Origin of the sequence: Nocardia transvalensis NBRC 15921, assembly GCF_000308875.1 — a bacterium.
Lineage (GTDB): Bacteria > Actinomycetota > Actinomycetes > Mycobacteriales > Mycobacteriaceae > Nocardia > Nocardia transvalensis.
On sequence record NZ_BAGL01000080.1, the window covers coordinates 54,215 to 74,564 of the forward strand.

Here is a 20,350-nt window from a genome sequence, read left to right on the forward strand (position 1 = left end):
GCAACACAGTAACGATCGAGTATCAGCCTCCGGTGCGGAGAAGTGCCGAGCATGTGCCCAGGCGAGAAGCCCCACTCACCGCCCGGAGTGCAAGCGATGCGGACCCGCGCGTCGGTCGCGCGGATGTTGCTGGACGTGGTCTACACTCCGATGCGATCACGCGCCCGTGCAATCCCGGCGATTTCCTCTGCCGTACAGCCGGATTCGAGTTGCCATTTCTTCGGAACGGCTTCTCGAAATTCACACGACGGCTCGTCTCGCCCGTCTGCGCGTCCGGCCGTGTCGCTCTTTCCGGTCATTCGGAAGTGACGGAGTGCGCGTATACCCGCATCCACGGCGTTCACTCGGTGATCGCCCCTTTCGCTCCCCGCATTTTTCCGCTGCGGGTGCGGTCGTTTATCGGCGCGGTGGGCGGGTACCGGCGGAAATATCCGAGCGGTTCGACGCATCCGAACAGGAGACCACGGTATGACCGAGGATTACGCAGGACGACGGGGACACGGCGGCGAAACCCATCAGCAGGCCTCCGGCGACGATGTCCGGCTCACGACACAGCAGGGCGTCGTGGTCGGCGACGACCAGAACACGCTGCGCGCGGGCGAGCGTGGTCCGGCACTGCTGGAGGATTTCCACTTCCGCGAGAAGATCTTCCATTTCGACCACGAGCGGATCCCGGAGCGCGTGGTGCACGCACGCGGATTCGGGGCACACGGCTACTTCGAGAACTACGCGGCGCTCGACGACCTGACCAGGGCAGATCCGTTCCAGGAGGCCGGCAGGCGCACCGAGGCGTTCGTGCGGTTCTCCACGGTGGCGGGCAACAAGGGATCGTTCGACCTGGCCCGGGACGTCCGCGGCTTCGCCGTGAAAATGTATACCCGCGAAGGTAATTGGGATCTGGTCGGGAACAACATTCCGGTCTTCTTCATCCAGGACCCCATCAAATTCCCGGATATGGTCCACGCGGCCAAACAGGAACCCGACCGGGGTTTCCCGCAGGCCCAGACCGCACACGACAACTTCTGGGATTTCGTCTCGCTGACGCCGGAGTCGACCCACATGCTGATGTGGATCATGTCCGACCGCGCCATCCCGCGCTCGTTCCGGTTCATGGAGGGGTTCGGGGTCCACACCTTCCGGCTGGTGAACTCCGAGGGCCGGTCGACCTTCGTCAAGTTCCACTGGAAGCCCAAGCAGGGCATCCAGTCCGTGGTGTGGAACGAGGCGGTGAAGATCAACGGCGCCGACCCCGACTTCCACCGCCGGGACCTGTGGGACGCGATCCAGGCGGGCGACTTCCCCGAGTGGGAACTCGGCATGCAGCTGTTCGACGAGGACTTCGCCGACCGGTTCGAGTTCGACATCCTCGATCCGACGAAGATCATTCCGGAGGAGCAGGTTCCGGTGCGCCGGGTCGGCCGGCTGGTGCTCGACCGGGTCGTCGACAACTTCTTCGCCGAGACCGAGCAGGTCGCGTTCTGCACGCAGAACATCATCCCGGGCATCGACTTCACCGACGACCCGCTGCTGCAGGGCAGGAACTTCTCCTACCTCGACACCCAGCTGAAACGCCTCGGCAGCCCGAACTTCACGCAGCTGCCGGTGAACGCGCCGAAGTGCCCGTTCGCGACGTTCCAGCAGGACGGCCACATGGCGACCGCGAATCCGGCGAATCGGGCGAACTACGAACCGAATTCGTGGTCCGGTGAGACCAAGGGCCCGCGCGAGGACCCCGCGCGCGGGTTCGTGAGCTACCCCGAGACCGTCTCCGGTCCCAAACGCCGGCTGCGCCCGGAGAGTTTCGCCGACCACTACAGCCAGGCCCGCCAGTTCTACGCCAGCCAGACGGCCGTCGAACAGCAGCACATCATCGACGGTTTCGTCTTCGAGCTGAGCAAATGCGACCGCGTCGACATCCGCGTCCGGGTGGTCGCGGCGCTGCGCAATGTCGACGGGGGCCTCGCCGAGGCGGTCGCCGACGGGCTCGGGCTGCCGGAACTCCCGGATCCCGCCGTCGCCGCGCGCGAACCGGTCACGGGCCTGGCCGAATCGCCCGCGCTGAGCATCCTGCGCAACGGTCCCGAGACCTTCGCGGGCCGCAAATTCGGCGTCCTCGTCACCGACGGCGTCGACGCGAACGCGCTGGCCGGCCTCCGGGACGCGATCCGGGCGGAGGGCGCGATGCTGGAGATCGTCGCCGCGAAGGTCGGCGGTGTCGTCGCGGACGACGGTGAGCACATCGCGGCCGACCAGAAGATCGACGGCGCCCCCTCGGTCCTCTACGACGCCGTCGCGGTACTCGCCACCGACAAGGCGGCCGCCGGTCTCGCCGACCTGGCGCCCGCGCGCGATTTCGTCAGCGACGCCTACGCCCACGGCAAATTCATCGCCCACCGCGAGGCCGTCGCCCTGTTCGCCGCCGCGGGCCTCGACGGCCGGCTCGACGCGGGCGTCGTCGATCTCGCGGCGTCCGGCGCGTCGGCCGCCGACTTCGTCGCCGCCTGCCGCGACGTCCGTTTCTGGTCGAGGCTCGCCTGACGCGAGGTGTCAACGGCCCGGTGACGGGTAGGCGGGCGATAGCTGCCCGCGATCCGGTCGCCGGGCACACGACCACACAGGAGGTACGTCATGCCCAAGGCATGGACCGATAAACAGGAGAGGCAGTACCGGCACATCCGGGATTCGGCCGAGGAGCGGGGAGTGAGCCCCGACCGGGCCGAGGAGATCGGCGCGCGCACGGTCAACAAGAATCGCGCGCAGTCCGGCCAGTCCCGCACGGCCAGCCGCACCTCCGTGCAGGACAAGTCACCGCAGCAGCGCGGCGGTCAGCGCTCGCACTCCGGCGCCCAGGGACCCACCCGCGACCAGCTGTACAACGAGGCGCGGCAGCGCAATGTGAAGGGCCGCTCCAAGATGACCAAGTCGCAGCTCGCGCACGCGCTCGGCCGCGACTGAGCCGCCCGTACAGGTCCCGGCCCGCCGCCTGACCGTCCGGACCGCCGTCAGGCGGCGTGGGCGATGTGATCGGCCGAGCCGCCGATGACGGCGCTGTCCGTACCGGTCAGGGTGCGGATGAACGCCAGCTGGGCAGCGCGTCCCTCGGCCGCCGCGCGCACGAACCGGCCGGGCACGACCCGGTCCCGGACCGAGCGGGCGAGGTTGACCGGCATGCGCAGCAACGGATACCACGGCACGGTCGCGGGCAGGCCGAGGGTCCGCATCGCGTCCGATCCCAGGAACAGGGTGGCGATCGACAGGTGCTGCGAGCGGGCCAGGCGGCGGCGCAGCCCGGGCATGCGGGAGTAGTGCCAGCCCAGCGGTTCGTCCAGCATCGGCAGCGCGAGCTGCACCGATGTCTCGTCGGGATTGGTGATCGCCGTCATCGTGTGGAAGAGGATGCGGACGCTGTCGCGAAAGCCGGTGGGCAGGAAGCGTTCCTCGACACCCATCACCCAGCCGACGTACCGCGTGAAATGCGCCGCGGCGTCGGCGTCGCGCGGGGTCACCAACCGTCCCATGCCGATGCCGCCGACCATGGGCGCGATCAGCGCGCCGACCAGGGTCGCGGCCATATCGGTCTGGTTGATCGGCAGGCCCCACTCCTCGCCCCGCCAGTCGTCCATCGCCGCGACGTGGCGGCGGACCATGGAGTGAATCATCCGGACCCGCAGGGTCGAGCGGTATCCCAGGCCCCGCGGCCGCATCCCGCCGGCGGAACTGACGTCCATCGCCCACTGCGTCGTCTCCGCGAACCGCTTGGCCGGGCCCTTCTCCAGAGCGCCCGTGCGCAGCAGGGTCTTGTTGAATCCCGAGGCGAGGTATCCGCCCAGGAACGACATGTCCCGCGCGACGTACACGCCGTCCCGGCCGCCGAGCCCGAAGACGAGTTCGGCGTGGCGGATCTTGTCCCAGTCCACCCACTCGGGCACGGCCTCGACGTAATCGAAGAACTCCCGCAGCGGTTCGGGCGCCTGCGGCATCGCGGCGATTCCGTCCCGCAGCGCCTGTTCGAACAGCGGGCGCGTCTCCGCCATCCCCGTGCGGTACATCCAGTCCACCAGCTCGTCCATCGGCGCGTCGCCGATGGTCAGCGCCGCACCCAGTTCCCGGAACTCGGCCGGGGTCGGCGCACGCAGCCCGAGCATCCGCGCGAACGGCCCCAGCCCGGGCCCCGGAACAGCCTGCGGCCCGGCCGGATGCCGGCTCGGGATCATCGAATCCACGGTCACACTCTCCTTCGAGCACTCGCCGGACCGGAGCGGCCCGCTCATACCGTTCTGGCAAGAGTCTCTACCAGACGAGAGTGTTTGGCAAGGTGCGTTGCCAAATATCGCGCGGAGACGTCAGCTGCCGCCGCCTCCACTCATCAGCAGCCGGCGGCGACGGCGGGCGCTGCGGACCGCGCCCTCGCCCGCCTGCACGGCGTCCTCCTCCGACGCGCCGGATTCGACGGCCTGCCGATACGCCTCGTCCCTGATCCGGGCGTCCCGCTCCGCCCGGCGCCCGCCGATCCCTCCGAACAGCCCCACGGCCTCATCCTTCCTCGCTGACGATTCGATGCCCTCATTCTGGTGCGCGCCCCGGACCGAGGACATCGGCCTGAGGTCTTCGAATCGCGAGCAGGTATCCGCTTCGAGGCTGAATCGGCATCAGCCGCAAGGACGACGGGCCGCGGTGTCAGGCGGGCTTTTCGAGCGCTTCCGCCTGCCCCGCGACGACGCCGGTCAGGATGGCGCGGGCCACGGCCAGAAGTTGGGCGACCTCGGGCGTGGTGATGGTGTAGGTGACCGACAGCCCTTCGCGGCGGGCGGTGACCAGGCCGGCGCGTCGCAGGATCGACAGCTGCTGTGAGAGATTCGCCGCCTCGACATCGATTTCGGCGAGCATCTCGGCCACGGTGTGCTCGCGCCGGCTCAGCAGTTCCAGCACCCGGATGCGCACGGGGTGGCCGAGCGTCTTGAAGAAGTCCGCTTTCATCCGGTAGAGCGGCCTCGGCAATCCAGGCATGTGCGCCACTCCCTCTCCGCGCGCGGCCGGCTGCGGTCGCCGAACCGTTGTGGGCCGATTTTAGTGAACGGGACGCTTCCGCGTGGGCGTCGATGGGCCTTCACGAACGACCCGGCGCGCCGGTCACCGCGGCGGCCGGAGTGTCGTCACGCGACATGCGCAAAGCCTGCCTGATTGCAGAATTTGCCAATTACGTACCTTGCGGAATTCTTCAGCAACCGCCGGACATCCCCACGGCTCGCCAGTAGCGTCTCGGCGCGCGAACACCCCGCAGGGAGAGGAGTAACCATGTCGGACATGGACGTTGCCTTGAAGGACATGATGCTGCTGGACGGCGTCGTCGGCGCCGCCGTCGTCGATTTCGGCAGCGGTATGCCGCTGGGAATGCGCAGCAATTCCAAGGCCTTCGATATCGAGACCGCCGCAGCGGGCAATACGGAGGTGATCCGCGCCAAGATGCGCACGATGGACCAGCTCGGACTCGACCAGGAGATCGAGGACGTGCTCGTCACGCTCGGCCGGCAGTATCATCTCATCCGGCCGACTCACGGGCGCAGGAACAAAGGGCTGTTCCTCTACATCGTCCTCGACCGCGACCGCGGCAATCTCGCGCTCGCGCGCCACCGCCTCAAGCACATCGAGGAACAGCTCGAGATCTGACCCGGGCCACGACGTCATTCGCCGGGCGGCCGGGCCGTCTCGGCAAGAGCGTGCGCGAGCAGGGCTTGCGCTGTGCCACACAGTGTTTCGGCGGCCTCGGCGCGCTCGAGCCCGGCCACGTCGCCGAGCCAGACGAACGATTCGATCCCGGTGGCCGAGCGGATGACGACGGCGAGCCGGTGGATATCGATGTCGGGGCGCGTCTCGCGCAGCGGCGTCAGCGCCTGTTCGATCCAGCCGATCGCACGCCCGCGGCGCAGCAGTGACGGATCACCCGCGGCGGGTTCGAGCGAAAGACGCAGGGACGTACGCAATTCCGGCTCCCACTCCCGGGTGATCCGCACGCATTCGCGCATGACCAGTTCGAGCCGGGCGCGCGGATCCGCGGGGGCCGGGTCGGGCAGCAGGCTGTCCTGTTCGATCTCCGGGCGCACCGCCGCCAGCAGGGCGCGCTGGCTGGCGAAATACCCGCCCGCCCGTCCCCCGCAACCCTCGGCCCGACCTCACCCGCGCCGGGTGATGTTCCCGGGCGGTGAGGGGCGGCGGGGCGGGTCAGACCTCCTCTTCCGGGCGCCAGGTGGCGACGGCCCAGATGACGACGACGTCCAGCGCGATGACCAGCACCGACCACCACGGGTAGTAGGGCAGCCACAGGAAGTTGCCGAGGATCGACAGGGCCGCCAGGCCGATGGCCACGATCCGGGCCCACATCGCTCCCGTCATCAACCCGATCGCGCTGATGATGAGCAGAATGCCGAGCACGATGTGAATCCAGCCCCACGTGGTGATGTCGAACTTGTAGACGTAGTCCACGCCCACCACGAACAGCTCGTCCTTCGCGACCGCCGAGATGCCCTGGAACAGTGACAGCACGCCGACGGTGAGCAACAGGATCGCGGCGCCGATCGAGGTGCCCGCCGCCACCCCCTGCCGCACCGGATGGGTGTCCGGAGAGGTTGACATATCCGACTCCTTCCCTGCACAGACTGTGCGACGACGGTCTCGCAGTCGGACCGGAAATTCCTCACCCGCTCGGGGTGAGCGCGGACGCGCGATTCCGCACCGACGGAACTCATCCCGGGTGGATGAGGCGGCGCGGGGACCCCGGCGCGAAACTGGGCTCGACAGCACCACTCGGGTCGAAATTGTCTCCACCCACGAGAAGGTGAAACGTCCATGGCGACTGCCGTTCGCTACCGGTTCGTCATCGAGGGCGAACTGTCCGAGCGCGCGCAGGCCGCCTTCCCCGAACTGGTCCGCAGCGACCACTCCATCGCCGGGACGACGACCCTGTACGGGACGGTCCCCGACAGCACCGCGATCCGCGGCGTGCTGGCGCGTATCGATGCCCTCGGCCTCACCCTGCTCGAGATGTCACGGCTGCCCGACTGAATCCTCGGGCACCTTGTCGGCGATCAGCGCGCTCGCCCAGCGGGTGGTCGGGTCGATATCGAGCAGCAGCGCCTTCACCAGCAGCGTCAGCGGGACGGCCAGCAGCGCGCCGAGCGGGCCGAGGACCCAGGACCAGAACACCAGCGACAGGAAGGTGACGGTCACGCTGAGGCCCACCGAATCGCCGACGTACTTCGGCTGGATCACCGACTGGATGACGAAGTTGATCACGCAGTAGACCACGATCACCCAGATCATCAGGGCGGGCCCGCTGTCGAGCAGCGCGAGCAGCGCCGGCGGCACCAGCCCGATCAGGAATCCGATATTCGGAATGTAGTTGGTGATGAACGACAGCACCGCCCACAGAATGGGCAGCGGAACGCCCATCAGCCACAGCGCCGTACCGTCGAGCACGGCCACGATCAGACCGAATACCGTCGACACGAGCAGATACTTCCGGGTCCCGAGTGCGAATGTCTCCAGGGCGTACGCAATTTCGGGACGTTCCGCCGTGACGACCGTCATCTTCCGGCCGATCGCCATTCCGTCGATCGCCATGAACAACAGCAGCGCCAGCACGAAGAACAAATTCGAGAAGACCCCGATCAGATCGCGCAGCACGGACTCCAGCACGCCGACGACATCGGTCACGTTCAGGCCGCTGAGCATGGCCTGGATCTGCTCCGCATTCACCCCCGCGTCCGCCAGTGCGCCACGCACCCCCGACAACAGATCGTTCACCCGATCGGTGTAGTTCGGCAGTTCGGTCGCCAATTGGGCCGCCGACAGCACCAGGGCGCCGACCAGCAGAATCAGGATCAGCCAGACCGCCAGCAGGGCGATCACCATGCCGATCCACGGTCGCAGGCCGCGCCGCCGCGCCCAGCGCTGCAACGGCTGCGCGACCACCGTCAGCATGACGGCGAGGAAGACCGGGCCGAGTACGCCGGAAAAGGCCTTGATGCCGCTGATGGCCACCACGGCCGCGGCAACGACGAGCAACACGATCAGCCCGCGCGGAATGGCCCATGCGGCCGCCGTCGCGGCCGGCGGCGCCGTCCGGGGCGAGGTCGTGCCGTTTCGCCGCATAATCACCGCGGTTGCTCCTCGCGCTCGGGTCAGCGGCCGGTTGCACAAGCCGACGGTGAGCGTATTCGAGGAGTGTGGCCACGCTCCTCACCCTCACGAGATGAATTCGATCCGGTCAAGAGAACAGTTATCACTCTCGTATTCCTCATATTCCTGGTATAGGTTCGGATTCAGACAGATCAGACGCTCGACAACGGCTAGCCGAACGGACAAGCTCACGGAGGCGTTATGGTCGCACCACACCTATCGGCGGCACAGACGCGCGACGACAACCGGTACCGATCCCCCGGTCCGGCCGATGACGCGCATACCCCGCCCATCCTGTCCTTCACCCCGCTGCGCATGGCCGGGGCGCAGGGCGCGATGGACCGGGCCAGGCGGGCGCCGAACGGGCAGACCATCCTGGTGTGCGCGCCCGCGGGCACCGGCAAGACCGTTCTCGCGGCCGATTGGGTGCGCCGGCAGCCGGCCGCCACGGTCCGGTGGGTCGGCCTGGCGGATCTCAGCGACACCCGGCTGTGGTCGGCCGTGGGCGCGGCGCTGGACGTCCCGCTGTATTCGCGGACCGGCCCGATTCCGGATACCCCGGTGGACGAGGCCGCCGCGATCGTCTCCGCCCTCGCCGCCACGGGCGCGCCGACCGTCCTGGTCCTCGACGACGCCCACCTGATCGCCGATCCGCTGGCCCTGTCGGGGCTCGAATACTTCGTCGAGCACGCGCCGCCCTCGCTGACCACCGTCGTCCTCGGCCGGTACGACCCGCCCGTGCGCTGGCACGCGCTGCAGATGACGGCGCGGCTGACCCGGATCGGCGCGCGCGACCTGCGATTCGACGCCGAGCACACCGCCGCGCTGCTGGAACAGCACGACTGCCGGCTGGCCGACGCCGAACTGGCCAGCTTCCACGAACTCACCCGCGGCTGGGCGGGCCTGGCGCGGATCGGCGCGATCCACCTCGCCGCGCACACCGGCGACCGGGCGACGGCGATCGCCGCGCTGGAACACGGACCCCACGCGGTGGCCGACTTCCTGGTCGGCGAGTTGCTGTCGGGGCTCGCGCCCGAGGTCCTCGACTTCCTGCTCGCCACCGCCGTCCCGGCGTCGTTCTCGGTCGACCTGGCCGAGCGGCTGGCCGGCCCGGGCGCCCCGCGCGCGCTGGAATCGTTGCTGCGCAGCAATTTTCCCCTCGAGGCCGCGGCCCGGGGCGGCGACCTCTGGTACACCTACCACCCGATGCTGCGCGCCTACCTGCTCGCGGAGATCGCGCGGGCCGATCCCGATCGCGTCCCCGCGCTGCACGACGCGTGCGCCCGCTGGTTCGTCACCGCCGGGATGCTGCCCGAGGCGCTGCGCCACGTGCTCGCCGACCCGGACCGCGCCGTACTGCCGGAGTTCGTCCGCGAGCACGGGCCCCGCATGGTGTTCGAGGGCAACGGCGGCGAGCTGTTCCGCCGGCTCGACTGCCTCGGCGCGGCGGACGACGCCTTCGTCCTGCTGCTGCGCACCGCCGACGCCATCGAGCGGGGCGATATCGTCCAGGCCGTCGCGCTCGGCGAACTCGTGCGCGAACGCCCCCGGCACGAATCCGCGTTCATCACCCCGGATCTGCTGGGGGCCTTGACCGATTCCGTGCTGTCCGACGTCGACATCGCGACCGGTCGCGTCGTCGAGACGCCGCCGCGCGAGCTGCCCGCGCCGACGGGACATCCGGAGATCGACTGCTACATCGCCCTGCAGGCCGCCACCACGCACCTGTTCACGCCGGATCCGCGGCGCTGGGGCGAACCGGAGCTGCGCAACGCCCTGGCGCTGGCGGAACGCGCCGCGCTGAACCGCCTGACGCTGCACGCGCTCACTCGGCTGGCCGTCGCGGCGGGCCTGAACGGATCGCTCACCCTGATGCGCGAACGCTCGCTCCAGGCCGTCGCGTTCGCCGACAGCCATCACCTGGAGGGCACCTCGGCGCTGGCGCAGGCCCGGATCATGGTCGCGCTCATGGCCTATCTGCAAGCCGACGACGACGCGCTACTGACCGTGGACATCGCGCCGCCGGGCGACGGCACGGTGGCCCCGGCACCCGGCTGGCATGCCCGGATCCTCGCGCTGCTGTTCGGCGCCGACTCCGCAGCCGACCGCCACACCGTCGCCGACGCCCTGCGCACCGATATGCACACCGTGCTGCACGAGGCGCCGCTGGCGGCGACGACGGCCGGTCTGCTGGTCCAGGTCACGTGGGCGCTGTTGCGGGTGCGCTGGCTCGAGCCCGCCCACCGGCTGCACTCCCAGGCGGTCGCGGTCCTGGGCCGGACCCCCGAGACGATCCTCGCCGAGGCCGCCATCGCCGAGGACAAGCACAGCTCGGCGACCACGGTGGAGCTGGTGGAACCGCTGCTCGACCAGGACGATCGCCTGCATCCGATCTCCTCGATCCAGGCGTGGCTGCTGTACGCCTCCGCGTGCCACCGGCTCGACCGGCCGGTCGCGGTGTACGACGCGCTGCACCGCGCGGCGACGCTCGCCTACACCGACCGGCTGATCCGCCCGTTCCTCGACGTGCCCGGCACGGTCGGCCTGCTCGATCAGTACACCGGCCGGTTCGGTTACCTCGACGACTTCGTCGACACCATCCGCCTGCGCGGGCGGGCCGTCGCGGGCCCGCGCGACCCGCACCTCACCGCCGCCGAGATCGCGGTGCTGCGCCAGCTGCCCTCCGGGATGACCACCCACCACATCGCGGCCGATCTGGGTGTCTCGATCAACACCGTGAAGACCCACCTCCGCGGCATCTACCACAAACTGGGGGTCCGCACCCGCGCCGACGCCATCACCCGCGCCCGCACCCTGGGAACCATCTGACACCGAGCCGGAACCCCTTACGGCTCAATGGTATTCGCGCACCGCGCACCGCTCCTGATTCGGCACGATCAGGCGCTGGTCACGCCGCGCCCGCGCGCCCGGCAGCGGGCGGGCGGCCAGGAAGACAGTGGTCTCGCGGCGGGTGGTGACGACCCCCGCGGCGTCGAGGGTGACACCGGCGAGGTCACGCGCGAGCGCGAGATCGTCGGCGGGAAAGGCGAACAGGGAGACCGAGACCGCGCGCCGCCGATCGGGCACCCCGGCGGGGACGGTCACGACGGCCGTGCACCCGGACAGCAGCATGATCGCGGCGGCGAATTCGGTCAGCGGGGTCCCGGGGATCTCCGCGCCCGCCACGGCCGCCGCGACCGCGCTGCGCAGGGTCGGATGCCCGGGCGGCGTGTACGGCAGCCGGACGCGATTCCATTGCCGCAGCAGCGGACCGGCGTCGAATTCGGTGCGACCCAGCCAGCGCCGGCGACCGGACGCGAGCAGGCAGCCGACCCGGGCCTGCCAGTGCGCGGGGTCGTCGATGCGGGCCAGCAGCCGCACGTTGTCGCAGGCGACGCCCCCGGGGTCGCCGGTCGGGGGCGCGGTCGGATGAGCCAGCGTCATGGCGACCTCCGGTGATTCGCGCGACGACCGCCGCCCGTCGCGCCGACCCGCGCGGGTTCGGGCAGCCGGGCCTGCCGCCACGCGGCGAGGAACGCGACCAGGGCCGCGACGACGAGCACCACGCACGTCGCGACGGTCCCCGCCAGCAGCGCGGAACTCGCCACGGCCTCGGCGTTGCGGTGGCGGATCAGCAGTGCCGCGCTCACCGGCCCGACGGACGCCAGCGCCGGAATCAGCAGAACCAGACCGACCGTCACCGGAAATTCGGGAGTGTAGGACCGCCGCTCCCGTACATCGTGATCAGCATTCGCCTTCATCCGACACTCCAGACATGCGGTCGGGTCTCGGCCGGTCGAACCCGGCGGTTTCGGAGGACGAGTGTGCCCGCACCGGCACGGGCCCGGCCTCACCCCGTCGGGATGATCTCGACCCGATACACGCCGGTCGGACGGCCCGCACGGTGCGGTTTTCACCCGGCGCGGGTGAGGCATCGCAGGCGTGGACCTGCGATCGTCGCTGCTCGACACTGCCAGCGGCGCGGGAGCGATAGGGGTGCGTGCGATGACCGGTCAGATGGACCTCGAGACGAACGAGCGGGCAAGGACCGAGGACGACGATTTCGCCGACGCCCGGCGGGGTTTCGTCGCCGCGCTGCGACCGGGGGTGGTCCGGGACGCGGCCGGGAACACGGTCTGGGACGGCGATACGTACGCCTTCCTCGACGAGGACTGCCCCGACACCGTGAATCCCAGCCTGTGGCGTCAGTCGCGGCTGTGCGCGATCCAGGGGCTGTTCGAGGTGGCCGAGGGCATCTATCAGATCCGCGGGCTCGATCTGTCGAATATGACGCTGATCGAGGGCGAGACGGGCGTGATCGTGATCGATCCGCTCATCTCCGCGGAGACCGCGGCCGCCGGGCTCGGGCTCTACCGCGAGCACCGCGGCGACCGCCCGGTCACCGGGGTGATCTTCTCGCACTCGCACATCGACCACTTCGGCGGCGTCAAGGGCGTCACCACCCCGGAGGACGTGGCCGCCGGACGCTGCCCGGTCCTCGCGCCGGCCGGATTCGTCGAACACGCCGTCGAGGAGAACGTCTACGCCGGGACCGCGATGTCGCGGCGGGCCGCCTACATGTACGGCGCGGTCCTGCCCCGCGGTCCGCGCGGCGCGGTGGGCGCGGGGCTCGGCCAGACCACCTCGACCGGCACGCCGACGCTCATCGCCCCCACGGTCGACATCTCCCGGACCGGGCAGACGGAAACCGTCGACGGCGTCCGCATCGAGTTCCAGCTCACCCCCGGCACCGAGGCGCCCTCGGAGATGAACTTCTACTTCCCCGACCGCCGCGCCCTGTGCATGGCCGAGAACGCCACCCACACGCTGCACAACCTGCTGACCCTGCGCGGCGCGCTCGTCCGCGACCCGCACGTGTGGTCGAAGTATCTGACCGAATCGATCAACCGGTACGCCGCCCGTTCGGATGTCCTGTTCGCGTCCCACCACTGGCCGACCTGGGGCACCGAACGCCTCACCGAGTTCCTGGCGGTGCAGCGCGACCTCTACGGATATCTGCACGACCAGACCCTGCGGGCGCTCAACAAGGGCGCGACGGGAATCGAGATCGCCGAGGACATCGAACTCCCCCCGGCCATCTCCCGGGCCTGGCACACCCACGGCTACTACGGTTCGGTCAGCCACAACGTCAAGGCCATCTACCAGCGTTATATGGGCTGGTTCGACGGCAATCCGGCCACCCTGTGGCAGCATCCCCCGGTCGAATCGGCGAAGCGGCACCTCGACTTCATGGGCGGCGCCGGTGAGGTGGTGCGCAAGGCGCGTGAATCCTATGCCGCCGGCGACTTCCGCTGGGCGGCACAGGTTCTCAACTACGTGCTGTTCGCCGAACCGGGCCACGACGAGGCAAGGGCGCTGCAGGCCGACACCCTCGAACAGCTCGGCTTCGGCGCGGAGAACGGCACGTGGCGCAATTTCTTCCTGATGGGCGCCTACGAGCTGCGCCACGGTTCGGTCGGCACGCCCACCGTCGCCGACGCGCCCGACATCGCCGCCGCGCTCACCGTCGAGCAGCTTTTCGACGCCATCGCGCTGCGCGTCGACGGACCGAAGGCGTGGTCCGCGGCCCTCACGATCGATTGGCACGTCTCGGATCGGAATCTCGTGCACCGCACGCAATTACGCAACGGGCTGCTGGTGCACTTCGACGTCGACGGCGATATGCCCGCACCCGATGCCGCGTTCACGCTCACCGACGCCGATCTGCACGCCGCGCTGCTCGGCGCGCGGGATCTCACCGAGATGATCACCGACGGCACCATCACCGTCGAGGGCGATCCCGCCACACTCGCCGAACTGGTCAGTTACCTGGACACCCCGGATCCGGATTTCGCCATCGTCACCCCGTGACGCGGATGGGGTGAACCACCATCACCGGGCAATACGCGTGCTGGACAAGGGAATTGGCGGTCGACCCGAGGAGCGCGCCCGCGAGGGCGCCGCGGCCGCGGCTGCCGATCACCACCAGCTGCGCGCGTTTCGACCAGTCCCGCAGGTGCGCGGCGGGCGAGGCCAGGTAGATCTTCCGCGTCACCAGGACGTCCGGGTACTTCTCCTGCCAGCCCGCCAGGCGCTCGGCCAGCACGGCCCGCTCGGCCTCCTCGAGCGCGGCGTCCGGCACCATGGACTCCCCGTCGGCGGCGAAACGCTTGTAGTCCCAGTCGCTCCAGGCGTGCACCGCGACCAGTTCGGCGCCGCGGTCGGCCGCCTCGCCGAAGGCCGTCACGATCGCGGCCTCCGAGACCGGGCTGCCGTCCACGCCGACCACGACCGGGCCCGCATCGTGGATCATGCCGTCCGCGTCGCGATCCGTGCGCACCACGACCACCGTGCCCTGTGCCCGGGCGGTGACCGCGAGCAGCGTGGACCCGAAGTGCGCGAGCGTGCCCGCGGTGCCGGTCGCGCCGAGCACCACCGCGTACGCGTCGACGCTGTGCTCGATGAGCAGGTGCTTTCCGCTGTCCGCGGTGACGACCGTGGAGATCGGCACCCCCGGCGCCATCTCCCTCGCGAGCTTCTCGGCGCGCGCGACCACCGCACGGCCGTGTGCCCGGACGCTGTCGACGACGGGCGGGGCCATCACCGCGTAGACGCCGAGGACGCCGTTCGCCGTCACGAGATCCATGCCGTGCACGATCCGCAACGGCCGGGCGCGCCGCACGGCCGTCTCCGCCGCCCACCGCACCGCCGCCTCCGCACCCGGCGATCCATCGACCCCCACCACGACAGGGGCCGCCGTCGCTCGGCGTCGATCGTCGTTGTCCCGCATACTCATCGCCGCCTCCGAGCCGGTCCGCCGCCGCATGCCCGATGGGCACCCACCCACCGTAGGAATCGCCCGATACCCGCGATGCGGTCGATCGGCTCCACTGCGAAGGCCGAAAGACCATCACGGAGCAGGGCTCTCGGCGTCCCCTACCCGGTTTCGCCGAAGGTGCGGCGGTAGGCGCCGGGTGTGGTGCCGAGATGGTCGCGGAAGCGGCGGCGCAGGTTGACCGCCGACACGAGGCCGACGCGGGCGGCGACGGCCTCGACGGGCAGGTCCGTCTGTTCGAGCAGCGCGCGGGCCGCGTTGAGGCGCTGGGCGAGCAGCCACTGCCCCGGGCTGGTGCCGAGTTGTTCGCCGAACCGGCGGGCGAGCGTCCGGCTCGACAGCCCGGCGTGACCGGCGAGCCCGCCGACGGTCAGCGGTTCGCCGAGCCGGGCGGTGGCCCACTCCAGCAGCGGCGCCAGCGATTCGTCCGTCCGGACCGGGAGGGGCTCGGTCGCGTACTGCCGCTGGCTGCCCTCGCGGTGCGGCGGGAGGACCATGGTGCGCGCGATCCGGGCGGCGTGGGCCGCGCCGTGGTCGCGGCGGACGAGGTGCAGGCACAGGTCGATGCCCGCACCGGTTCCGGCACTGGTCGCCACGTCGCCGTGGTCGATGTAGAGGACGTCCCGGTCCACCCGCACCGCGGGATGGGCGGCGGCGAGGGCGGCGGCGTGGCGCCAGTGGGTGGTCGCGCTGCGGCCGTCCAGCAGCCCGGCCTGGGCGAGGACGAATGCTCCCGTGCAGATGGCGGCGATCCGTGCCCCGCGCCGGTGGGCCGCGCGGAGGGCGTCGATCACGGCGGCCGGCGCGGCGGCTTCGGGCGGCTGCCAGCCCGGGATGACGACGGTGTCCGCCTCCTCCAGGGCTTCCAGGCCGGCCTCCACGAGCATGGCGTAGCCGGCGGTCGTCGGCAGCGGGCCGGGGCGTTCGGCGCAGACGAGGAAATCGTAGTGCGACGTCACACCCGGCCGGGATGTGCCGAAAACCTCTGCGGCGCAGCCGAGTTCGAAAGGACTCTGCGGCGGTCCGAGCAGGGCCGCCACCCGGTGACGGTTCATGGCACGAATATACCCAAGGATGTCTTTTCGGACTCTGGGTTCGCGGCGGGACCCCGGCCACAGTGGGTCCATGAGTGAAACGGCAACGAGTGTCGTGCGGACCACGGTCCGGGTCGACGGCGACACGATCAGCTATCTGACCGTGGAGCGAGAGGGCCCGGTCGTCCTGCTCCTGCACGGGACGTTCTGGAGTCGCGTGTGGCTGCCGGTGCTGGACGGCCTCGCTGCGGCGGGGGTGCGTCCGGTGGCGGTCGACTTTCCCGGCTTCGGCCGGTCGGGCGGCGAACTCACCCCGGCGACGGCCACGGTTCCCGCGCTGGCCGACTGGGTGGTGCGATGCGTTGCCGCACTGGGGATTTCGGAGCCGGTGGCCGTCGCGGGCCACGATATCGGGGGCGCGGTCGGCCAGGATCTGGTGGTCCGCGGCCGGCTGGAGGTCTCCCGGTTGGCGCTGGTCAATTCGGTCGCCTACGACTCCTGGCCCGCGCCGCACGTGGCCCGCTTCCAGGACCCGGCGGCCGCCGCGGCGGTCACCGGCGACGACCTGCTCGCCGCCCGCCGGCACGCCCTCGTCGACAATCTGGCCGGCGCCGCCACCGCGGACCGGATCGCCGACTATCTGGATCCGTGGACCGATCCGCGGGTCCGGCGTTCGTGGCTGGCGATGGTGGCCGCCGCCGACAACCGCTACACCCGCGATCTCGTCCCCGCGCTGCGCCGATCCGCGACGCCCACACTGCTGGTCTGGGGCGAGGACGATCCCTTCGAAAGGGTCGAGTACGCCGAGCGGTTCGTCTCGGAGATCCCGCACGCCACACTCGTGCGAATCCCGGGAGCGGCGCATATTCCCACGGAGAACGCACCGGACCGCATCGCTCGCGCACTCGGTGAGTTCTGCACGGCGTAGCGATGCCACCGCTCGGCGGGGATCGGCCTACCATCCGAACAGAGAGGTGATCAGGGTGTGTCGGTCCGGAACCGCCAGCAGGGAGGCATTGTGGACATTACCGAGCTGATCCTCGACGACCACCACGAACAGCGGCGGCTGTTCGCGATTCTGGAGCAGGTCGACCGGTCCCGGACCGCCGAGCTCTCCGCCATCTGGGACAGGCTCGCGAGCTTCCTGGAACTGCACGCGCAGGCCGAGGAGGAGATCTTCTATCCCGAACTGCTGCAGATCGGCGTCGCGGCCCAGCGCAGATCCGGCGTCGAGGAGGAGACGCTGGACGCCATCCACGACCACAACGAGATCCGGGACGCGGTCGCCGAGGTCGCGCGCCACCAGGTCGGCACGGACGACTGGTACGCGGCCGTGGCGGCGGCCAATCTCGCCAACAGTGATCACATGGCCGAGGAGGAACGCGAGGGCCTCACCGATTTCCGCCGCCTCGCCGGTCTGTCCCGCCGCCATCAGCTGGCCGTGGCCTTCGCCGCCTACGAGGCCAGGAACTACGCCGGCGTCCAGCCGGTCGACAAGGATCCCGCCGGATACGTCCACCGCGCGGAGGAAGGCGTCCGCCCTGTCCCGAGCGGGTCGCTGAGTATCGGTCGTATGAAACAGAATTGACGCGCGGCCTTGGTTCAGGACGCCGCACCGGTGAACATGCCGATCAGAGCGTGCGGGGTGGCGGCCCCGAACATCGTCTCGAGCAATTCGGCGCCGTCGGTCGCGGACGCCGCGGCGCGGGGGAACAGGGGCCGCTCGTAGGCGGTGAGGGCCGCCTCGATATCGCCCCGATTGGCGGCCAGCGCCTGGCCGAGTTCGGCGCCGTCCTGCATGGCGAGGTTGGCGCCCTCGCCGTTCGGGGGCGCGAGATGGGCGGCGTCGCCGATCAGGGTGACGCCCGGGACGCGGTCCCAGCGATGGCCGATGGGTAACGTGTGGAGGGGGCGCAGGACCGGGGCGGTGTCGCTGTCGGTGATCAGTGCGGTGAGTTCCGGCGCCCAGCCGTCGAATTCGCCCGCGGTCCGGGCGGCGGCCGCGGCGGGATCGGTGAAGTCGATCTCCTCGAACCACTCCCGCGGCTTCTCCAGCGCCACGTACGTGTGGAGGGTGCCGCCGGTCTCGCGGTGCGCCTGGATTCCCCTGCCCGGCTCGAGCGCCCAGAACGAGCCGCCGCCGACGGCCCGGGCGCTGGCCGGATGCCGGGTGTCGCCGTCGTACAGGTAGGTCTCGACGAAGGACATGCCGATGTACTCGGGCGTCGCGCCGGACAGCAGCGGCCGGACCCGCGACCACGCGCCGTCGGCGCCGACCAGCAGACTCGTCTCGACCGTGCCGCCACCGGCGAAGGTGACCTCGTGCCGCCCGCCGCCGAGGGCCCGGACGCCGGTGACCTTGTGTCCCCACCGGACGGTGCCGGGCGGGAGCGATTCGAGCAGGATGCGGCGCAGCTCGCCGCGTTGCACCTCGGGGCGGGCGCCCGTGCCCTCGTCGGGCAGGTCGAGCAGGACGGTGCCCTCGCGGTCGACGATGCGGTACGCCTCGCGGCCCGCGAGGACGAGAGCGCGGAATTCGCCGGTCAGGCCCGCCGCAGCGAGGGCAGGCTGGCCGGTGTGCGCGTGGATGTCGAGCATGCCGCCCTGGGAGCGGGCCGTCGGCCCGGCCTCCGCCTCGTAGACCGTGGCCGGGATGCCGTTGACGTGCAGGACGCGGGCGAGCACGAGCCCGCCGAGCCCGGCGCCGATGATCGTGACCTGGGTATTCATGGTGGCTCCTTCGGGTCGGGCGCCGGCGGATCCGGCCGCTTTTGGAATGTCGTTCCATTCTGGTACGCCGTTCCAATGTTGGAACAACGTTCCAGATATGTCAAGATGGCGGCATGGCAACGCGTACGCGCCGGGCGGACCGGCGTGCGGAGAGGCTGTCGCGCGAGCGCATCGTCGAGACGGCCGTCGAACTGCTCGACGCGGACGGCGAGGGCGGGCTGACCTTCCGCGCCCTCACCGAGCGCCTGGCCACCGGGCCCGGGGCGATCTACTGGCACGTGGCGAACAAGCACGAGCTGCTGCGCGCCGCCACGGAGGACGTCGTGGCCGCCGCACTCACCGCCGGGGCCGCAGCCGCCGCGGGGTCACCGCGGGAGGAGATTCGCGCCGTCGCCCTCGGCCTGTTCGAGGCGATCGACGACCACCCTTGGCTCGCAACGCAACTCGCGGCCCAATTCGCGCGCAGCCCGCAGGGGCGGGTGGCGCCGCTGATCTTCGACAGCTTCGGCCGGCGGGTCCAGGCGCTGGGCGTGCCGGAAGACGGGTGGTTCACGGCGACTTCGGCGCTGGTGCACTACGTTCTGGGGGCCGCGAGCCAGAACGCCGCGAACGGCGCGAGCGCCCGCGGCCTCCCACCCGGGGCCGACCGCGTCGAATTCCTCGACACCGTCTCGGCCACGTGGGAAGAACTCGACCCCGACGAGTACCCCTTCGCGCGGGCCGTCGCGAAACAGTTACGCGACCACGACGACCGCGAACAGTTCCTCGCCGGAATCGATGTCGTCCTCACCGGCATCACGCACTCGTCCCGCGAGTAGGCACACAACTCTCCGTCACCGCGCCGTGAGCGCTACTCCCCCGCCCCACCCGGCAGCAAGTCCTGGGACAGGTGTTCCTGAGCCAGACGCCGCAGGGCCGAGAGCAGGGTGTCGCCGAGAAGTGTTCCGACGATGGCGGTTTCGGTCATACGCTCGAGGGTGGACTCTCCGCGGACGAGGCCGATATCGGTGGCCGCGATCGATTCCGAGGCGGCGGCGTAGTCGTCCATCGCCGAGACGACGTCCGCGTGCCCGAGCGACCGGAGCGCGGCGCACACATCGATCAGAGTGCGGCGCGCCGGGCTCTCCCCGTGGATCCGCCAGCCGCGGCGGGCCAGCAGGGCTTCGACATCCGCTTCGGCGGCCTCCTGCTCGTCCCGGCCCACCGGGGAGCGTCGCCCGCCCAGCGCGTACAGCACCTCGCCGACCGATTCGCGCGGGGTCAGGGTGCCGGTGTCGAGCAGGGCCAGCAGTTCCTTCGACGCCTCGACCGACAGGCCGCCGATATCGATCAGCGCCCGGATCAGGCGCAGCCGGTTCACGTGCGCCTCGGCGTAGTCGACCTGGTTGTGGTGCGTGCGAACCCCGGCGTGCAGCAGACCCTCGCGCACGTAGTACTTGATCGTCGCGGCGGGGACTCCGCTGACGCGGCTGAGTTCGGCGATCCGCATGGCGCTCCTGACCTCGGGTTCTGCTCGGGGCCCGATATTGACAGCTGGAAGTTCCACTATCCATAATCTTAGTCGATAGTGTAGCTA

At 70.3% G+C, this 20,350-nt stretch carries 21 protein-coding genes; 9 read left to right on the forward strand and 12 right to left on the reverse strand.

Features of this window, described 5'->3' with window-relative positions; genetic code table 11:
• Positions 1 to 468 precede the first annotated feature (468 nt).
• Positions 469 to 2,538 (forward strand): catalase, encoded by a 2,070-nt coding sequence (locus ON41_RS27840; protein ID WP_040750837.1) that lies wholly within the window; start codon positions 469 to 471, stop codon positions 2,536 to 2,538.
• A 90-nt stretch (positions 2,539 to 2,628) separates the two neighbouring features.
• Positions 2,629 to 2,955, forward strand: coding sequence for a hypothetical protein (locus ON41_RS27845; protein WP_040750839.1), 327 nt, complete (start codon positions 2,629 to 2,631; stop codon positions 2,953 to 2,955).
• Positions 2,956 to 3,002: 47 nt separating this feature from the next.
• Here the strand turns inward: ON41_RS27845 and ON41_RS27850 are convergent, their stop codons facing one another.
• The 3 genes from ON41_RS27850 to ON41_RS27860 form a co-directional block, all read right to left on the reverse strand.
• On the reverse strand, positions 3,003 to 4,223 hold the full coding sequence (locus ON41_RS27850) for an oxygenase MpaB family protein (protein ID WP_040750884.1): 1,221 nt from the start codon (positions 4,221 to 4,223) through the stop codon (positions 3,003 to 3,005).
• A 120-nt stretch (positions 4,224 to 4,343) separates the two neighbouring features.
• A complete protein-coding gene (locus tag ON41_RS27855; protein ID WP_157185647.1) occupies positions 4,344 to 4,529 on the reverse strand; it encodes a hypothetical protein in 186 nt (61 codons plus the stop codon).
• Between the two features lie 148 nt (positions 4,530 to 4,677).
• Positions 4,678 to 5,007: an ArsR/SmtB family transcription factor gene (locus ON41_RS27860; RefSeq protein ID WP_040750887.1), complete on the reverse strand. Its 330-nt coding sequence runs from the start codon at positions 5,005 to 5,007 to the stop codon at positions 4,678 to 4,680.
• Between the two features lie 288 nt (positions 5,008 to 5,295).
• Here ON41_RS27860 and ON41_RS27865 point away from each other — a divergent pair, with 288 nt between their 5' ends.
• A complete protein-coding gene (locus ON41_RS27865; RefSeq protein ID WP_040750843.1) occupies positions 5,296 to 5,667 on the forward strand; it encodes a hypothetical protein in 372 nt (123 codons plus the stop codon).
• A gap of 14 nt (positions 5,668 to 5,681) precedes the next feature.
• On the opposite strand, the gene ON41_RS27870 is transcribed toward ON41_RS27865, so the two are convergent.
• Positions 5,682 to 6,101 (reverse strand): hypothetical protein, encoded by a 420-nt coding sequence (locus ON41_RS27870; protein ID WP_051162650.1) that lies wholly within the window; start codon positions 6,099 to 6,101, stop codon positions 5,682 to 5,684.
• A 118-nt stretch (positions 6,102 to 6,219) separates the two neighbouring features.
• Complete coding sequence (locus ON41_RS27875) at positions 6,220 to 6,630, reverse strand: DUF7144 family membrane protein (protein WP_040750844.1); 411 nt, start codon at positions 6,628 to 6,630, stop codon at positions 6,220 to 6,222.
• Between the two features lie 213 nt (positions 6,631 to 6,843).
• Here ON41_RS27875 and ON41_RS27880 point away from each other — a divergent pair, with 213 nt between their 5' ends.
• Complete coding sequence (locus ON41_RS27880; protein ID WP_040750847.1) at positions 6,844 to 7,059, forward strand: DUF8691 family protein; 216 nt, start codon at positions 6,844 to 6,846, stop codon at positions 7,057 to 7,059.
• Here ON41_RS27880 and ON41_RS27885 read toward each other — a convergent pair.
• Complete coding sequence (locus tag ON41_RS27885) at positions 7,042 to 8,148, reverse strand: AI-2E family transporter (RefSeq protein WP_051162652.1); 1,107 nt, start codon at positions 8,146 to 8,148, stop codon at positions 7,042 to 7,044. The genes ON41_RS27880 and ON41_RS27885 overlap by 18 nt on opposite strands.
• Positions 8,149 to 8,376: 228 nt before the next feature.
• Between ON41_RS27885 and ON41_RS27890 the strand changes: the two genes are divergently transcribed.
• A complete protein-coding gene (locus tag ON41_RS27890; RefSeq protein ID WP_040750849.1) occupies positions 8,377 to 11,004 on the forward strand; it encodes a helix-turn-helix transcriptional regulator in 2,628 nt (875 codons plus the stop codon).
• Between the two features lie 24 nt (positions 11,005 to 11,028).
• On the opposite strand, the gene ON41_RS27895 is transcribed toward ON41_RS27890, so the two are convergent.
• Positions 11,029 to 11,619 carry a hypothetical protein gene (locus ON41_RS27895; RefSeq protein WP_040750851.1) on the reverse strand — a complete coding sequence of 197 codons (591 nt, stop codon included), beginning with the start codon at positions 11,617 to 11,619 and terminating at the stop codon, positions 11,029 to 11,031.
• Positions 11,616 to 11,936: a hypothetical protein gene (locus tag ON41_RS27900; protein ID WP_040750853.1), complete on the reverse strand. Its 321-nt coding sequence runs from the start codon at positions 11,934 to 11,936 to the stop codon at positions 11,616 to 11,618. Before ON41_RS27900 ends, ON41_RS27895 begins: the two co-directional genes overlap by 4 nt.
• Before the next feature lie 244 nt (positions 11,937 to 12,180).
• Between ON41_RS27900 and ON41_RS27905 the strand changes: the two genes are divergently transcribed.
• Positions 12,181 to 14,046 (forward strand): alkyl/aryl-sulfatase, encoded by a 1,866-nt coding sequence (locus tag ON41_RS27905; protein ID WP_040750894.1) that lies wholly within the window; start codon positions 12,181 to 12,183, stop codon positions 14,044 to 14,046.
• Here ON41_RS27905 and ON41_RS27910 read toward each other — a convergent pair.
• Complete coding sequence (locus ON41_RS27910) at positions 14,036 to 14,971, reverse strand: universal stress protein (protein ID WP_040750896.1); 936 nt, start codon at positions 14,969 to 14,971, stop codon at positions 14,036 to 14,038. The two genes, ON41_RS27905 and ON41_RS27910, sit on opposite strands and share 11 nt — an antisense overlap.
• Before the next feature lie 140 nt (positions 14,972 to 15,111).
• Entirely contained in the window at positions 15,112 to 16,065 is a 954-nt protein-coding gene (locus ON41_RS27915; RefSeq protein ID WP_040750855.1) for a helix-turn-helix domain-containing protein, read from the reverse strand.
• Between the two features lie 70 nt (positions 16,066 to 16,135).
• Here ON41_RS27915 and ON41_RS27920 point away from each other — a divergent pair, with 70 nt between their 5' ends.
• Together ON41_RS27920 and ON41_RS27925 are read left to right on the forward strand one after the other, a co-directional pair.
• A complete protein-coding gene (locus ON41_RS27920; RefSeq protein WP_040750856.1) occupies positions 16,136 to 16,972 on the forward strand; it encodes an alpha/beta fold hydrolase in 837 nt (278 codons plus the stop codon).
• A 90-nt stretch (positions 16,973 to 17,062) separates the two neighbouring features.
• Positions 17,063 to 17,632, forward strand: coding sequence for a hemerythrin domain-containing protein (locus ON41_RS27925; protein WP_040750897.1), 570 nt, complete (start codon positions 17,063 to 17,065; stop codon positions 17,630 to 17,632).
• A 14-nt stretch (positions 17,633 to 17,646) separates the two neighbouring features.
• On the opposite strand, the gene ON41_RS27930 is transcribed toward ON41_RS27925, so the two are convergent.
• Positions 17,647 to 18,774, reverse strand: coding sequence for an FAD-dependent oxidoreductase (locus ON41_RS27930; RefSeq protein ID WP_040750858.1), 1,128 nt, complete (start codon positions 18,772 to 18,774; stop codon positions 17,647 to 17,649).
• Positions 18,775 to 18,887: 113 nt separating this feature from the next.
• Here ON41_RS27930 and ON41_RS27935 point away from each other — a divergent pair, with 113 nt between their 5' ends.
• A complete protein-coding gene (locus ON41_RS27935) occupies positions 18,888 to 19,592 on the forward strand; it encodes a TetR/AcrR family transcriptional regulator (protein WP_040750860.1) in 705 nt (234 codons plus the stop codon).
• Between the two features lie 32 nt (positions 19,593 to 19,624).
• Here ON41_RS27935 and ON41_RS27940 read toward each other — a convergent pair whose 3' ends face one another.
• A complete protein-coding gene (locus ON41_RS27940) occupies positions 19,625 to 20,263 on the reverse strand; it encodes a MerR family transcriptional regulator (RefSeq protein WP_040750862.1) in 639 nt (212 codons plus the stop codon).
• Positions 20,264 to 20,350: the final 87 nt, after the last annotated feature.

Coding starts and splice junctions, on each gene's coding strand:
- ON41_RS27935 (WP_040750860.1), top strand. CDS start 18,888: ATGGCAACGCGTACGCGCCGGGCGGACCGGCGTGCGGAGAGGCTGTCG.
- ON41_RS27900 (WP_040750853.1), bottom strand. CDS start 11,936: ATGAAGGCGAATGCTGATCACGATGTACGGGAGCGGCGGTCCTACACT.
- ON41_RS27840 (WP_040750837.1), top strand. CDS start 469: ATGACCGAGGATTACGCAGGACGACGGGGACACGGCGGCGAAACCCAT.
- ON41_RS27895 (WP_040750851.1), bottom strand. CDS start 11,619: ATGACGCTGGCTCATCCGACCGCGCCCCCGACCGGCGACCCCGGGGGC.
- ON41_RS27875 (WP_040750844.1), bottom strand. CDS start 6,630: ATGTCAACCTCTCCGGACACCCATCCGGTGCGGCAGGGGGTGGCGGCG.
- ON41_RS27845 (WP_040750839.1), top strand. CDS start 2,629: ATGCCCAAGGCATGGACCGATAAACAGGAGAGGCAGTACCGGCACATC.
- ON41_RS27910 (WP_040750896.1), bottom strand. CDS start 14,971: ATGAGTATGCGGGACAACGACGATCGACGCCGAGCGACGGCGGCCCCT.
- ON41_RS27920 (WP_040750856.1), top strand. CDS start 16,136: ATGAGTGAAACGGCAACGAGTGTCGTGCGGACCACGGTCCGGGTCGAC.
- ON41_RS27885 (WP_051162652.1), bottom strand. CDS start 8,148: ATGCGGCGAAACGGCACGACCTCGCCCCGGACGGCGCCGCCGGCCGCG.
- ON41_RS27905 (WP_040750894.1), top strand. CDS start 12,181: ATGACCGGTCAGATGGACCTCGAGACGAACGAGCGGGCAAGGACCGAG.
- ON41_RS27930 (WP_040750858.1), bottom strand. CDS start 18,774: ATGAATACCCAGGTCACGATCATCGGCGCCGGGCTCGGCGGGCTCGTG.
- ON41_RS27860 (WP_040750887.1), bottom strand. CDS start 5,007: ATGCCTGGATTGCCGAGGCCGCTCTACCGGATGAAAGCGGACTTCTTC.
- ON41_RS27940 (WP_040750862.1), bottom strand. CDS start 20,263: ATGCGGATCGCCGAACTCAGCCGCGTCAGCGGAGTCCCCGCCGCGACG.
- ON41_RS27880 (WP_040750847.1), top strand. CDS start 6,844: ATGGCGACTGCCGTTCGCTACCGGTTCGTCATCGAGGGCGAACTGTCC.
- ON41_RS27890 (WP_040750849.1), top strand. CDS start 8,377: ATGGTCGCACCACACCTATCGGCGGCACAGACGCGCGACGACAACCGG.
- ON41_RS27915 (WP_040750855.1), bottom strand. CDS start 16,065: ATGAACCGTCACCGGGTGGCGGCCCTGCTCGGACCGCCGCAGAGTCCT.
- ON41_RS27865 (WP_040750843.1), top strand. CDS start 5,296: ATGTCGGACATGGACGTTGCCTTGAAGGACATGATGCTGCTGGACGGC.